This is a genomic window from Streptomyces sp. NPDC002133 (assembly GCF_040296405.1).
In the GTDB taxonomy this organism is placed as follows: Bacteria; Actinomycetota; Actinomycetes; order Streptomycetales; family Streptomycetaceae; genus Streptomyces.
The window spans coordinates 59,446-72,077 of record NZ_JBEOXF010000003.1; the positions used below are offsets into that span (position 1 = coordinate 59,446).

12 protein-coding genes and 1 tRNA gene are annotated in these 12,632 nt (G+C 71.6%); 7 read left to right on the plus strand and 6 right to left on the minus strand.

What is annotated here, in order from left to right; translation table 11 throughout:
* Both ABT078_RS04915 and ABT078_RS04920 read right to left on the minus strand, forming a co-directional pair.
* A complete protein-coding gene (locus ABT078_RS04915) occupies positions 1 to 927 on the minus strand; it encodes a pseudouridine synthase (protein WP_351223873.1) in 927 nt (308 codons plus the stop codon).
* An 81-nt stretch (positions 928 to 1,008) separates the two neighbouring features.
* Positions 1,009 to 1,096 (minus strand) — tRNA-Leu (locus ABT078_RS04920).
* Between the two features lie 205 nt (positions 1,097 to 1,301).
* Between ABT078_RS04920 and ABT078_RS04925 the strand changes: the two genes are divergently transcribed.
* The 3 genes from ABT078_RS04925 to ABT078_RS04935 all read left to right on the plus strand — a co-directional run bounded on the left by ABT078_RS04925 (position 1,302) and on the right by ABT078_RS04935 (position 3,965).
* Positions 1,302 to 2,627 carry a M20/M25/M40 family metallo-hydrolase gene (locus ABT078_RS04925; protein WP_351223875.1) on the plus strand — a complete coding sequence of 442 codons (1,326 nt, stop codon included), beginning with the start codon at positions 1,302 to 1,304 and terminating at the stop codon, positions 2,625 to 2,627.
* Between the two features lie 176 nt (positions 2,628 to 2,803).
* Positions 2,804 to 3,037, plus strand: coding sequence for a chaplin ChpH (gene chpH, locus ABT078_RS04930; RefSeq protein WP_351223877.1), 234 nt, complete (start codon positions 2,804 to 2,806; stop codon positions 3,035 to 3,037).
* 136 nt (positions 3,038 to 3,173) lie between these two features.
* Entirely contained in the window at positions 3,174 to 3,965 is a 792-nt protein-coding gene (locus tag ABT078_RS04935; protein ID WP_351223879.1) for a chaplin, read from the plus strand.
* Between the two features lie 67 nt (positions 3,966 to 4,032).
* On the opposite strand, the gene ABT078_RS04940 is transcribed toward ABT078_RS04935, so the two are convergent.
* Complete coding sequence (locus ABT078_RS04940) at positions 4,033 to 4,221, minus strand: DUF5703 family protein (protein WP_351223881.1); 189 nt, start codon at positions 4,219 to 4,221, stop codon at positions 4,033 to 4,035.
* A 47-nt stretch (positions 4,222 to 4,268) separates the two neighbouring features.
* On the opposite strand from ABT078_RS04940, the gene ABT078_RS04945 reads away from it, so the two are divergent.
* The gene (locus tag ABT078_RS04945) at positions 4,269 to 4,958 is read left to right on the plus strand and encodes a hypothetical protein (RefSeq protein WP_351223883.1); all 690 of its coding nucleotides are present in this window, start codon (positions 4,269 to 4,271) and stop codon (positions 4,956 to 4,958) included.
* A gap of 208 nt (positions 4,959 to 5,166) precedes the next feature.
* Here ABT078_RS04945 and ABT078_RS04950 read toward each other — a convergent pair whose 3' ends face one another.
* Positions 5,167 to 7,344 carry a helix-hairpin-helix domain-containing protein gene (locus ABT078_RS04950; RefSeq protein WP_502981162.1) on the minus strand — a complete coding sequence of 726 codons (2,178 nt, stop codon included), beginning with the start codon at positions 7,342 to 7,344 and terminating at the stop codon, positions 5,167 to 5,169.
* Positions 7,341 to 8,324 carry an aldo/keto reductase gene (locus ABT078_RS04955; protein WP_351223884.1) on the minus strand — a complete coding sequence of 328 codons (984 nt, stop codon included), beginning with the start codon at positions 8,322 to 8,324 and terminating at the stop codon, positions 7,341 to 7,343. The genes ABT078_RS04950 and ABT078_RS04955 overlap by 4 nt, the downstream gene beginning before the upstream one ends.
* Before the next feature lie 125 nt (positions 8,325 to 8,449).
* Between ABT078_RS04955 and ABT078_RS04960 the strand changes: the two genes are divergently transcribed.
* The gene (locus ABT078_RS04960; RefSeq protein WP_351223886.1) at positions 8,450 to 9,499 is read left to right on the plus strand and encodes an LLM class F420-dependent oxidoreductase; all 1,050 of its coding nucleotides are present in this window, start codon (positions 8,450 to 8,452) and stop codon (positions 9,497 to 9,499) included.
* A gap of 512 nt (positions 9,500 to 10,011) precedes the next feature.
* Positions 10,012 to 10,797 carry an OTU domain-containing protein gene (locus tag ABT078_RS04965; protein WP_351223888.1) on the plus strand — a complete coding sequence of 262 codons (786 nt, stop codon included), beginning with the start codon at positions 10,012 to 10,014 and terminating at the stop codon, positions 10,795 to 10,797.
* Positions 10,798 to 10,813: 16 nt separating this feature from the next.
* Here ABT078_RS04965 and corA read toward each other — a convergent pair whose 3' ends face one another.
* Positions 10,814 to 11,800: a magnesium/cobalt transporter CorA gene (corA, locus tag ABT078_RS04970; RefSeq protein WP_351223890.1), complete on the minus strand. Its 987-nt coding sequence runs from the start codon at positions 11,798 to 11,800 to the stop codon at positions 10,814 to 10,816.
* A gap of 84 nt (positions 11,801 to 11,884) precedes the next feature.
* Between corA and ABT078_RS04975 the strand changes: the two genes are divergently transcribed.
* Entirely contained in the window at positions 11,885 to 12,583 is a 699-nt protein-coding gene (locus ABT078_RS04975; RefSeq protein WP_351223892.1) for a histidine phosphatase family protein, read from the plus strand.
* Positions 12,584 to 12,632: the final 49 nt, after the last annotated feature.

Here is a 12,632-nt window from a genome sequence, read left to right on the forward strand (position 1 = left end):
TCACCACGAGGAGAGCCGCAGGCGGCTCTCGAAGCGGCACTCCCGGCCGGTGAGCGGATCGGTGAACTCCATGACCCGCGCGAGCAGTTGCAGCGGCCGCTCGTAGTCCGCCGGCTCGTCCTCGCGGACCACGGGGTACACCGGATCGTCGAGGATCGGCAGCCCGAGGCCGTTCATGTGCACCCGCAGCTGATGGGTACGGCCGGTGGCCGGCAGCAGCCGGTACCGGCCGAGCCCGTCCCTGTGCTCCAGCAGCTCGATCCGGCTCTCGCTGTTCGGCTCACCCGGCACCTCGCGGGCCGCGAGCACACCGCGCTCCTTCTCGATCCGGCTGCGTACCGTCACGGGGAGCGAGACGTCCAGGTCGTACGGGGCCACCGCCTCGTACTCCTTGCGCACCCGCCGGTCCCGGAACAGCGTCTGGTACGCGCCCCGGTCCTGCGGCCGTACGACGAACAGGGCGAGCCCGGCGGTCAGCCGGTCGAGCCGGTGCGCGGGCTGCAGCTCCGGAAGTCCCAGCTCACGGCGCAGCCGGGCCATTGCGGTCTCGGTGATGTGCCCGCCGCGCGGAGTCGTGGCGAGGAAGTGCGGCTTGTCGGCGACGACCAGACGCTCGTCCCGGTGCACGATCCCGACCTCGAACGGCACACGCTCCTCGGCCGCGAAGTCCCGGTGGAACCAGAGACACCGCCCCGGTGCGTACGGTTCGTCCGCGGCCACGGGCCCGTCCGTCCCGACGAACCGGCCCTCCCCGAGCATCGCCTCCACCCGCTCCACCCCGACCGCCGCGCCGAACCGGTCGACGAGGTGGTCCCGTACGGTGCGCCAGGCCCCGCCCGGATCGGCGGGCAGCCGTACGCGTACGGGATCGATGCCATCACGTTGCGGCAGCGGCGCCACGGGGGCAGCCCGTCGTCTGCGTCCCACCGCTCCCGCACCTCCACGCACACATCGCACCGGCACCAGCCACACAATGCAAAAAACCCCAGCTCAGCTGGGGTTCTCTGGTGGTGTCCGAGGGGGGACTTGAACCCCCACGCCCGATAAAGGGCACTAGCACCTCAAGCTAGCGCGTCTGCCATTCCGCCACCCGGACCAGGTGTCTGTCTTCCGGCCCTGGGCCGTTCCGACGTGGAAAACCATAGCAAACATTCGGAGGTGCTCGATCACGCCCCTGTCCCGGCCTCGGCGACGGGTGTGACGGTGACGGGCATGTGTCGGGCGGCGGGCGCCCTTGGGATGCGGGCAGGGCGCGGGGGAGGATGTGGGGGACCACCAGAGCGCCAGTGGGAGGAAACAACGTGAGCCAGTCGGACACCGGCCGGACGATCTCCGGCGAGGACGAGGTCGTCGATCTGTGCCGTGATCTGATCAGGATCGACACCAGCAACTACGGCGACCACTCGGGGCCGGGGGAGCGGGCGGCCGCGGAGTACGTGGCGGAGAAGCTCGCCGAGGTCGGCCTGGAGCCGAAGATCATCGAGTCCCACAAGGGCCGGGCCTCCACCGTGGCGCGGATCGAGGGCGAGGACCCCTCCCGGCCGGCGCTGCTCATCCACGGCCACACCGACGTCGTTCCGGCCAATGCCGACGACTGGACCCACCACCCGTTCTCCGGGGAGATCGCCGACGGCTGCGTCTGGGGCCGGGGCGCGGTGGACATGAAGGACATGGACGCGATGACCCTCGCGGTCGTACGGGACCGGCTCCGCAGCGGCCGCAAGCCCCCGCGCGACGTCGTCCTGGCCTTTCTCGCGGACGAGGAGGCGGGCGGCACGTACGGGGCCCGGTATCTCGTCGACAAGCACCCGGACCTCTTCGAGGGCGTCACGGAGGCGATCGGCGAGGTGGGCGGCTTCTCCTTCACCGTGAACGAGAACCTCCGGCTGTACCTCGTCGAGACGGCCCAGAAGGGCATGCACTGGATGCGCCTCACGGTCGAGGGCACCGCGGGGCACGGCTCGATGACCAACAACGACAACGCGATCACCGAGCTGTGCGAGGCGGTCGGCCGGCTGGGACGGCACACCTGGCCGGTGCGGGTCACCAAGACCGTGCGGTCCTTCCTGGACGAGCTGTCGGACGCGCTCGGCACCCCGCTCGACCCGGAGGACATGGAGGCGACCCTCGCCAAGCTCGGCGGCATCGCCAAGATGGTCGGGGCGACGCTGCGGAACTCGGCCGCCCCGACGATGCTCGGCGCGGGCTACAAGGTGAACGTGATCCCGGGCCAGGCCACCGCCCATGTCGACGGCCGCTTCCTGCCGGGGTACGAGCAGGAGTTCCTGGCCGATCTCGACCGGATCCTCGGCCCTCGGGTGAAGCGCGAGGACGTGCACGCGGACAAGGCGCTGGAGACGAGCTTCGACGGCGGTCTCGTGGACGCGATGCAGTCGGCGCTGCGGGCCGAGGACCCGATCGCACGGGCCGTCCCGTACATGCTCTCCGGCGGCACCGACGCCAAGTCCTTCGACGATCTCGGCATCCGCTGCTTCGGCTTCGCGCCGCTGCAGCTGCCGCCGGAGCTGGACTTCGCCGGAATGTTCCACGGGGTCGACGAGCGGGTGCCGGTGGACGGACTGACGTTCGGTGTGCGGGTGCTGGACCGTTTCCTCGATGCGAGCTGAATCCGCGGCCGGACGAACCACTCGATCTGCTGAAACGAAACTCCAAGTAATCGCCCACGCGTGCGCATTCGACTGAAAAGAGTGAATGGGACCATACGCTAGTAGCTCCATTACTCCCTCCTCGTTACAGGGTGTGCGGTCCGCGGCTGGGGCCGCATTGCCTACTAGGAGGAATAATGATCAAGAAGGTCGTCGCTGCTGCGGCTGCCACCGGTGGTCTGGTTCTCGCGGGTGCGGGGATGGCCGTCGCCGACTCGGGTGCCCAGGGTGCCGCCGTGCACTCCCCCGGTGTGCTCTCGGGCAACGTCATCCAGGCGCCCGTCCACATTCCGGTGAACGTCTGCGGCAACACGGTCTCCGTGATCGGCCTGCTGAACCCCGCCTTCGGCAACTACTGCCAGAACGCGTGACGTTGTGCCTCAACCCATGAGGGGCTGAGTCCGGCGGCCCCGGAGTGCGCGCCATGCACTCCGGGGCCGCTGACATTCCGCTCCCGGGCGACGGCGCGCGGGAGCATTCCGGAAGTCAGAAGGCAGGAAACCAGCTATGCGACAGGTCACGCGAAAAGGCCTGATCATCGTGGCGGCCGCGAGCGGCATGCTCGCACTCGGCGGCGGCTACGCCCACGCGCACGGGGGTGCGGGTGCCCATGGCGGCGCCTCGAATTCCCCGGGCGTGCTCTCCGGGAACACGGTTCAGGTTCCGGTGCACGTGCCGGTCAACGTCTGCGGCAACACCGTGAACGTCGTCGGGGTGCTGAACCCCGCGTTCGGAAACGGCTGCGCGAACACGTCCACGCCGAACCAGGGCGGGGGCGCCCACGCCGAGGGCGGTACGGCGAAGTCTCCCGGGGTCGGCTCCGGAAACACGATCCAGGTGCCCGTCGACGTACCCGTGAACGTGTGCGGGAACAGTGTGACGATCGGAGGCCTGGGCAACGCCGCGGTCGGCAACGGCTGTGCCAACGGGCCGGACGGGAACAACCCGGGTGAACCCGGTGAGCCCGGTGAGCCCGGTGAGCCGGGTGAGCCGGGAGAGCCTGGGGAACCCGGTGAGCCTGGAGAGCCGGGAGAGCCTGGGGAACCCGGTGAGCCTGGAGAGCCCGGTGAGCCGGGAGAGCCTGGGGAACCCGGTGAGCCCGGTACGCCCGTGGAGCCGGGGACGCCGATCGAGCCGTCGGTCCCGAACACCCCGGACACCGACACCGTCACCCCGTCCGAGGGTACGGACGAACTCGCGCAGACCGGTGCCGGTCAGCTCGGGCTCGTGATCCCCGCGGCCGCCGGCCTGCTGCTCGGCGGTGCGGTCCTCTACCGCAGGGCCCGCGCCTCCGCGTGATCGTGCCGTGACGCAACGGAACGGGCCCGCAACAGCGGGCCCGTTCCGTCCTTCGTGCAGCAGGCACTCACCACGTGGCGCGAACCTGACGGATGATGCGTCGGCGCAGCCGGATCCTGCGGCTGCCGTCCCGGCGGAGACTCAGTCGGTCCAACTCCCAGTGTCCGTACTCGGCATGGTCGGTCAGCAGGCGGGTCGCCTCCCTGCGGGAGACGCCGCGTGGCACGTACACGTCGACAAATTCGTATTCCGGCATCGCATCTATTGTGCGGGCAGAGCCCCAGTACGGATAGCGTCTGCTCTATGTCTGATGCATCCGCTCCTGCGCAGCCCACAGCTGCCGAGGTTCGCGCCGCCGCCGAGGCGGTCAAAGCCGCGCTGGACCGTCACCTCGAAGCGGTCGAACGCCGCACGGGAGAGGACGACCCGGCGGTCTACGACGCCTTCAATGCTCTCGCCGCCGCGGCCGAGGCGTACGACGAGCGCCTCTACGACCGCTACGACGAGGTCACGCCCTTCGAGATCCCCGGAGCGGACGACTCTCTTCCGCCCTACGCCGGTCCCGACGAGCCGAACGCCCTGAGCGTCCTCATCCGCCGCGACTACGCCGTCGTCGAACCGCAGCGGCTGCTCGCCCAGGCCCAGCGCATCGCCGACGTGGACCGGGACGAGGCAGCGGACCGGACGTCGGCGGCAGTGGTCGGCACGAGCGTGCACGCAGCGCTGGGTGTGCTCTTCGGCGAGTACGAACCGGATGAAATCGCCTCCCGGCACAAGGAATTCGGCCTCGAGGAGGGCGACTCCACGCTCTGGGTGTCCGCGGCGGACGAACTCCCGGAGCCGGGGGAGTGGCTGAGCACCCCGTTCGACCAGGCCGACCCGGAACGGATCGTGTGCCGCTTCGACGTCAGCTCGGTCTTCGACGAGGACGACGTGGACGAGGACCTGGACGACCTCGACACCGCCGGTACGACAGGCCTTCCCGGGCGCTGACGCCCCGCGAGCCCCCCCGCCGCCGTCCCGGCCACCCGGCCCGTCCGGCGGCGGGGGCGCGTTTTCGAGCCCACCGGGCTGCCGGATCGTGTGACGGTGGGCGGCGCGTGGTGAGCCCACTCGGCGCCTGCGGGCGAAGGAACCCCGGGCCGCCCGGGGAGAGCATCGCGCACGACGCGGCGGCGCTCACCTCCCCGGGGCGGGCCGCCTACTCGCCCGGGGCGACCAGCAGTCCCTCCAGCAGCGTGCGCAGGCGCGTCGTCCGCTCCTGGGCGGGGACCTCTGCCACCGCCCGCGGCAGGGCCTGCTCCACGCCGTGGACGACGGACAGATGGCGCTCGCCGCGGCTGAAGGCGGTGTAGACCCAGGGGCGGCTCAGGCCCTGCGCCGCGTCGCCCGGCAGCACGACGACCACCGCGGGCCAGCGCATCCCGGCCGCCTGGTGCGCGGTGAGCGCCCAGCCGTGCCGGACCGTGGAGTCGACCCGCTCCTTCGGTACGACGACCTGCGTGCCGTCGCAGTCGAGCCGCAGGCCCTCCGCGGCGGCCGAGACCACTGTGCCGGACACGGTCCGCCCGGCCGACGGGACGTATGCGATCCGGTCGCCCGGGTCGAAACCGCCGAAACGGCCGGGGCCGTCGTTGAGCCGCTGCTTGAGCGCCGCGTTGAGCGCCCGGGTCCCGGCCGAGCCCCCGTGGCCGACCGTGATCACCTGGGTCTCGCCGGCCGGTACGCCGATCGCCCGCGGCACCGAGTCCGCGACCAGCTGGACCGTACGGTGCACGGCCTCGCCCGCGTCACGGACGGGGACGATCACGACCTCCTTGCCGGGCGCCGCCACGGCGCTCAGCTCGCCGACGCCGATGCCGGAGACCAGCTCCCCGATCGGCCCCGGGTCGGGCGTGCGGGACGCGATCTGCGGGCACACACGGGCCGCCAGCACATCGGCGAACACCCGCCCCGCACCCGCCGACCACAGCACCCCGGGGTCGCCGCTGAGCAGCAGCCTGCTGCCGTCGGGCATCGACTCCACGAGCATCGCGGCGGCCTCGACGTCCAGCTGCGGTGCGTCGAGGACCGCGAGCAGATCGAGGGCCAGCGTGCCGTCCTCGTCGCGGCCGGGGCCCTGGGTTCCGGAAAGCAGCCCGTGCACGGTGACCGCCTCGGCGCCGAGCCTGCGGCGGCCGTTCTCACTGTGGGTCGCGATCACCGCGCGCAGGCCGAGCGCACGGGCCGTCTCGACCACGGCTGCCGGCTCGGCCCGCGCCGCCTCGCCGCCTGTGTGCAGCACGAGCCCGTGGCCACCGACGGCCCGGACCAGTTCCGGCCCGTCCCAGCTCTCGTCGGGCCCCGTCTTCACGAGCCGGGCCAGACCGTCCGCGAGGCTCTCCTCCGCGAGTGCGTACCGGTCGAGCCCCAGCAGCACGGGCACGGCCGACTGCTCCTGCTCCTGTCCCTGTCCCTGCTCCTGCTTCTGTCCCTGCTCCGGCTCCTCGGTGCCCTCGCCCTCCTCCAGCCCGTCCTGGAACACCAGGACGGCGCCCTCGGAGATCGCGTGCTCGAGCGCCTCGTCCGGGTCGGGCACCGCACGCCCGTCGAGCGCCTTGCGCACGACCGACGACTCCAGGGCCGTGTGTCCCTGCAGCGCGGCCTGTTCCAGCAGCCAGGTCACCAGAGCTGCCGCCCGCCGCTCGTCGCCCGGTCCGCACCCCTCACCGAGCAGGGCCCTGGCGAACCCGTCGGCCTGCTCAGGCCGCACACCCGGCACACCCAGCAGCCGCCACGGGTCCTCGCGCAGCGCCTCCGCGGCCTGTTCGCCGAGCACACCTGCGACACGCGCCGCGAGCTCCCCGGGTGCCCCGCCCGCCACCAGGACCTCCAGCACGGCCGCAACGGCGTCCGGGTCGGCCTGCCGCGGGGCGGACTCCTGCTCCGGCACCCTCGACCGCGCCGGCGGCGGCACCGAGGACGCCGCGGGCCGCCGAGGCGCGGTGGGGGCTTCGAAGAACGTGCCCCCCGACTTCTCGCCGCTCTCCACGGCCCGCACGGCTGCCAGCAGATCGGCGGCCGTCCCGCTCAGCTTCGTGCCGGCCTCGATCGGACCGCTCTTCTCGGCCTTCCGCTGCTCGATCCGCGCCCGCAGCTCCCGCTGCGCCGCCAGCTCGGCCTCGGCCTCGGAGACGTCGCCGGCCTCGCCGCCGCTCTCCGACGCGCGGGTGCCGCCCTCGTCAGGACCGGGCTCCGCGACCGTCCCGGGATCACCGTCCGCGGCCGTCTCGGGCTCACCGTCCGCGGGCGCGGGCCCGGACGACGTGGCAGCGTCCTCCATGCCCTCCGCGGGGACGTCGGCCGGGGATCCGGGGGTCGCCCCGGGAAGCGCAGTCACAGCGTGCTCCAGTCCTGGTCGGGATAGCGGTGCACGGGCGCCGACACGTCGTCGAGCGCCTGGCAGATCTCGTCAGGAAGACTAAGGGTCTCCACCGACAACGCCGCCGTGAGCTGCTGTGCGGTGCGCGCGCCGACGACGGGGGCCACCACGCCCGGACGGTCGCGGACCCACGCCAGCGCGACCTCCAGCGGAGTCGTCGCGAGGCCGTCCGCCGCCGTCGCCACCGCATCCACGATGCGGCTCGCCGTCTCGTCCAGATACGGCTCCACGAAGGCGGCCATCAGCTCCGACGCCCCGCGCGAATCCCCCGGCGTCCCCGTCCGGTACTTGCCGGTGAGCACTCCGCGGCCCAGGGGCGAGGAAGGCAGCAGCCCCACACCGAGGTCGAGCGCCGCGGGCAGCACCTCCCGCTCCAGGCCGCGCTGCAGTAGTGAGTACTCCATCTGCGTGCTCGCCAGGCGTGTCCGTATACCCGGGGCGGCCAGCTGCCAGGTCGCCGCCTTCGCCAGCTGCCAGCCGCAGAAGTTCGACACCCCCGCGTACCGCGCGCGACCGCTGCTCACCGCGAGGTCCAGGGCCTGGAGCGTCTCCTCGAGCGGCGTCAGCGGGTCGAACGCGTGGATCTGCCAGAGGTCGACGTAGTCCGTCCCGAGCCGGTCCAGGGACGCGTCCAGCGCGGCGAGCAGGTGGGCGCGCGAGCCGTCGAAGCGGCGGTCCGCCTCGAGGACGCTGCCCGCCTTCGTCGCGATGACCAGATCGCGCCTCGGAACGAGCCGCTCCACGAGCCGCCCCAGCAGATACTCGGCCTCGCCGCCGCCGTACACATCAGCCGTGTCGACCAGCGTGCCGCCCGCCTCCCAGAAGACCTTCAACTGGTCGGCCGCGTCGTGCTCGTCGGTGTCCCGCCCCCACGTGAGGGTGCCGAGCCCGATCCGGGACACGCGCAGGCCGGTACGGCCGAGATGCCTCTGCTCCATGGCGCGAGATTACTGGCCACGGCCCCACCCGGAGCGACCCTGTGGACAACTCGCCCCTGACGGATCCCGGAGACGCGCGCTAGAGTCCCGCGACAAGGACGTTACTCACTGGTAAGGGGAGCGGTATGCGGCTCGGCATCAATCTCGGCTACTGGGGCGCGGGGATGGACAGCGACAATCTCGCCGTCGCCCAGGAGGCGGACCGCCTCGGCTACGACGTCTGCTGGGCCGCCGAGGCGTACGGCTCCGACGCCCCGACCGTGCTCGCCTGGGTCGCAGCCCAGACCGAGAGCATCGACGTCGGCTCCGCGATCCTCCAGATCCCCGCCCGCCAGCCCGCGATGACCGCGATGACCGCGGCCACCCTGGACTCGCTCTCCGGCGGACGCTTCCGGCTCGGCCTGGGCGTGTCGGGCCCGCAGGTCTCCGAGGGCTGGTACGGCGTCAAGTTCGACAAGCCCCTCTCCCGCACCCGTGAGTACGTCGAGATCGTCCGCAAGGCGATGACCCGCGAGCGCCTCTCGTACGAAGGCGAGCACTGGACCCTCCCGCTGCCCGGCGGCCCCGGCAAGCCGATCAAGCTCACCGTCCACCCCCAGCGCGAGCACATCCCGCTGTACATCGCCGCGATCGGCCCCAAGAACCTGGAGCAGACCGGCGAGATCGCCGACGGCGCCCTGCTGATCTTCCCCTCGGCGGACCACCTGGAGGACACCGCTGTCCGCCACATCCGCGCGGGCCGCGAGAAGGCCGGGAAGACCATGGAGGGCTTCGACGTCTGCCCGACCGTCCCGCTCGCCGTCGGTGACGACGTCAACGGACTGGCCGACATGTTCCGCCCGTACACCGCGCTGTACGTGGGCGGCATGGGCAGCCGTAAGCAGAACTTCTACAACCAGCTCGCCCAGCGCATGGGTTACGAGAAGGAAGCCGCGGAGATCCAGGACAAGTACCTGTCCGGGGACAAGGCCGGGGCCGCGGCGGCCGTGCCGCACTCGCTGATCGACTCGACGACGCTGCTCGGTTCCGTCGAGCGGATCGCCGAGAAGATGCAGGCGTACGCCGCTGCGGGGGTCACGACCCTCACGCTCGCGCCCGCCGGCTTCACGCTCGAGGAACGCCTCGCGGCGCTGCGGGCCGGCACGGACGCCCTGGAGCGCTCCGGACTCGTGTGAGCGAGCCTGCGGCCGTGGTGGGGGCTCGGGGTCATCCCCGCCACGGCCGTCACGACACCTAACGCGCCACGGCCCGCCGGGTCACGCCCCTTGCACGCACCGGGCGGGCTCTTCCCGAACCGGGGCGCAAGCCCTCAGCCCCCGATGACGTGACCGGTACCGTCCGGTGGGCCCGGGCGGCCGTGCTCGAGCGCCGGACGGGCTCGATGTGTGCCCGTACCGTCCGGTGGCCGGCGGTGGCGCCGGACGGGCTCGATGTGTGCCCGTACCGTCCGGTGGCCGGCGGTGTCCGTCCTCGAGGGATCCCCGTGCCCCACGCCCGGCCGGGCGTGGGGCACGGGGATCCGAGCCTCGCGCGGCGCCCCGCAGGCGGCCCGGAAGACGCGTGCCGCTCGCGCCGTCGCCGCTCGCGCGCTCCTTCTTTCGGTGGAGTTCGCCCGCGCACCTGTTGCCGGGACGGCTCGTCGGCATTTGACTCGTTCTTTGCGGACACCTGACCGGAGGTGGCAGTGATGCTCTCGGCCCGAAGCCTGTTCCAGGAAATCCTCGACCACGACGACTCCTACCAGCTGTTCTGTTCGATCGCGGCCAGCGGCGAGGCCCAGGGAGGCTGGGAGAACGGCCGGATCGCGGCCCTCGTGCCCGAGGCGATGCACGAGCTCGCCCCGAAGATCACCCGGCACGGCGCCGACGAGGACAAGCACGGCCGGATCTTCAACGCCCTGCTGAAGAAGCGCGGCCTCGAGCCGGTCGACGTACCGCCCGATACCGACTACACGATGCTGCTGGAGAAGCACGGCATCGGCCTCGCCCACGACAAGCTGCGCCGCGACGAGCGGCTCACCGAGAACGACATCGTCGTCTACCTCTCGCACAGCCGCGTCACCGAGCAGCGCGCCGCCGACCAGATGGACATGCTGGTCAAGTACTTCGGGGGACACCCGGAGGTCGGCAAGGCCATCAGGCAGATCTGCAACGACGAGGACAACCACCTGGCGTACTGCCACGAGGAGTTGCTCCGCCTCGCGTACGCGGGCCACGGCCGCACCATCCAGCGCACCCTCCGCGAGTGCGCCCTCACCGAGATCGCGGTCTACCGGGACGTCAGCCTCGCCGTGATGTTTCACATGGGCAGGCTCCTGAATTGGCCGAAGCCCAAGTCCGCGGCGCTCGCCGCCGGCATCCGGGCGATGTACGTGTACGAGCGCGCCGGCGGCTGGCGGCGCATGGTCAGCCTGACGATGCCCGAGCGGCGCGACGCCCTCGGCGGCCCGGCCACGGCGGCCCCCGCCTTCTGACCGCAGCCGAGGGCTCTCACAGCCAGCCCCGCCGCTTGAACAGCCGGAAGAGTCCGAATTCCAGGGCGACCATGAACAGGATGAGTACGGGATACCCCCAGACCCACCGCAGCTCGGGCATGAACTCGAAGTTCATTCCGTAGATCCCCGCCACCAACGTGGGCACCGCGGCCATCGCCGCCCACGAGGAGATCTTGCGCATGTCGTCGTTCTGCCGCACGCCCATCTGCGCGAGATGTGCGTACAGGATGTCCGAGAGCAGCCGGTCGAGCCCTTCCAGCTGCTCGCTGGCGCGCGTCAGATGGTCGCTGACGTCCCTGAAGAACGGCTGCGAGTGCTGGTGCACGAAGGGCACGGTCCCGCCCGCCAGCCGGGTCATCGGCGCCGCCAGCGGCGCGGTGGCCCGGCGGAACTCCAGCACCTGCCGCTTGAAGTTGTAGATCTTGGCCGCGGTGTGCCGGGACGTGTCCACCCGGATGGGCGTGAAGACCTCCGTCTCCATCTCTTCGAGGTCCACCTGGAGCTCGGCCGCGACCTCGATGTAGTGGTCGACGATGTAGTCGCACACCGCGTACAGCACCGCCGTCGGACCGTGCTTCAGGACGTGCGGATCGGCCTCCAGCCGCAGCCGTACGGCATGCAACGGCGCGCTCTCCCCGTGCCGGACGGTCACCACGAACGAGTCACCGACGAAGACCATCACCTCGTCGGTGGAGACGGTGTCGGTCTCGGCGTCGTACCTCACCGGCTTGAGGACCATGAACAGCGAGTCGTCGTACACTTCGAGCTTGGGACGCTGGTGGGCGGAGAGCGCGTCCTCGACGGCCAGCGGATGCAGCCCGAACTCGCTGCTGACGAGGTCGAACTCGTCCTTCGTCGGCTCGTACAGCCCGATCCACAGGAAGTCGTCCCCGGTCGCGCGCGCCTCGGTGAGCGCGTCGGAGAAGTCGTCGGGGCCCTTGGTGCGGCACCCGTTCCGGTAGAGGGCGTAATCGACGATCACGCGCGCATTCTTCCGCGCCAGGGGCGCCCTCGCACCTCCACGGCGGCGTACAGGCTCGCCGGGACACCGCTTAGGCTGGCCGTCATGGCCACGTTGATCCTCGTACGCCACGGACGCTCCACCGCCAACACCGCAGCGGTGCTCGCGGGCTGGACACCCGGTGTCGCCCTCGACGAGCGCGGCGCCGCGCAGGCCGCGGCGCTGCCCGGGCGGCTCGCAGGGGTGGAGCTCGCCGCGGTCGTCACCAGTCCCCTCCAGCGCTGTCTGGAGACCCTGCAGCCGCTGCTCGACGAGCGTCCCGGGCTGCCGCTGCACACCGACGAACGGATCGGTGAGTGCCACTACGGCGACTGGTCCGGCCGCAAGCTCGCCGAACTCGCCGACGAACCCCTGATGGAGGTCGTGCAGCGGCACCCCTCCGCGGCGGCCTTCCCCGGGGGCGAGTCGATGCGCGCGATGCAGGCGCGGGCCGTCGACGCCGTACGCGAGTGGAACGCGCGGATCGAGGAGGAGCACGGCGAGGACGCGGTCTACCTGATGTGCTCGCACGGCGACATCATCAAGTCCCTGGTGGCGGACGCGCTCGGGATGCATCTCGACCTCTTCCAGCGGATCCACGTCGAACCGTGTTCCGTGACGGCGGTCCGCTACACCCGGGTGCGGCCGTTCCTGCTGCGGCTCGGGGACACGGGGGACTTCGGGGTGCTCAAGCCGGTGCCGAAGCCGCAGGAGGAGGGCGCCGACGGGTCCGCCGTGATCGGGGGCGGTGCGGGCGCACCGTGATCGGATCGCGCAGTAGGGTGGACGGGCCGAAAGCCCGCTGAATCTCGAG

Excerpts from the sequence above, each read along its gene's own strand:
- chpH (WP_351223877.1), top strand. The coding sequence starts at position 2,804 with ATGATCAAGAAGGTCGTCGCTGCTGCGGCTGCCACCGGTGGTCTGGTT.
- ABT078_RS04935 (WP_351223879.1), top strand. The coding sequence starts at position 3,174 with ATGCGACAGGTCACGCGAAAAGGCCTGATCATCGTGGCGGCCGCGAGC.
- ABT078_RS04940 (WP_351223881.1), bottom strand. The coding sequence starts at position 4,221 with ATGCCGGAATACGAATTTGTCGACGTGTACGTGCCACGCGGCGTCTCC.
- ABT078_RS04945 (WP_351223883.1), top strand. The coding sequence starts at position 4,269 with ATGTCTGATGCATCCGCTCCTGCGCAGCCCACAGCTGCCGAGGTTCGC.
- ABT078_RS04955 (WP_351223884.1), bottom strand. The coding sequence starts at position 8,324 with ATGGAGCAGAGGCATCTCGGCCGTACCGGCCTGCGCGTGTCCCGGATC.
- ABT078_RS04960 (WP_351223886.1), top strand. The coding sequence starts at position 8,450 with ATGCGGCTCGGCATCAATCTCGGCTACTGGGGCGCGGGGATGGACAGC.
- ABT078_RS04965 (WP_351223888.1), top strand. The coding sequence starts at position 10,012 with ATGCTCTCGGCCCGAAGCCTGTTCCAGGAAATCCTCGACCACGACGAC.
- ABT078_RS04975 (WP_351223892.1), top strand. The coding sequence starts at position 11,885 with ATGGCCACGTTGATCCTCGTACGCCACGGACGCTCCACCGCCAACACC.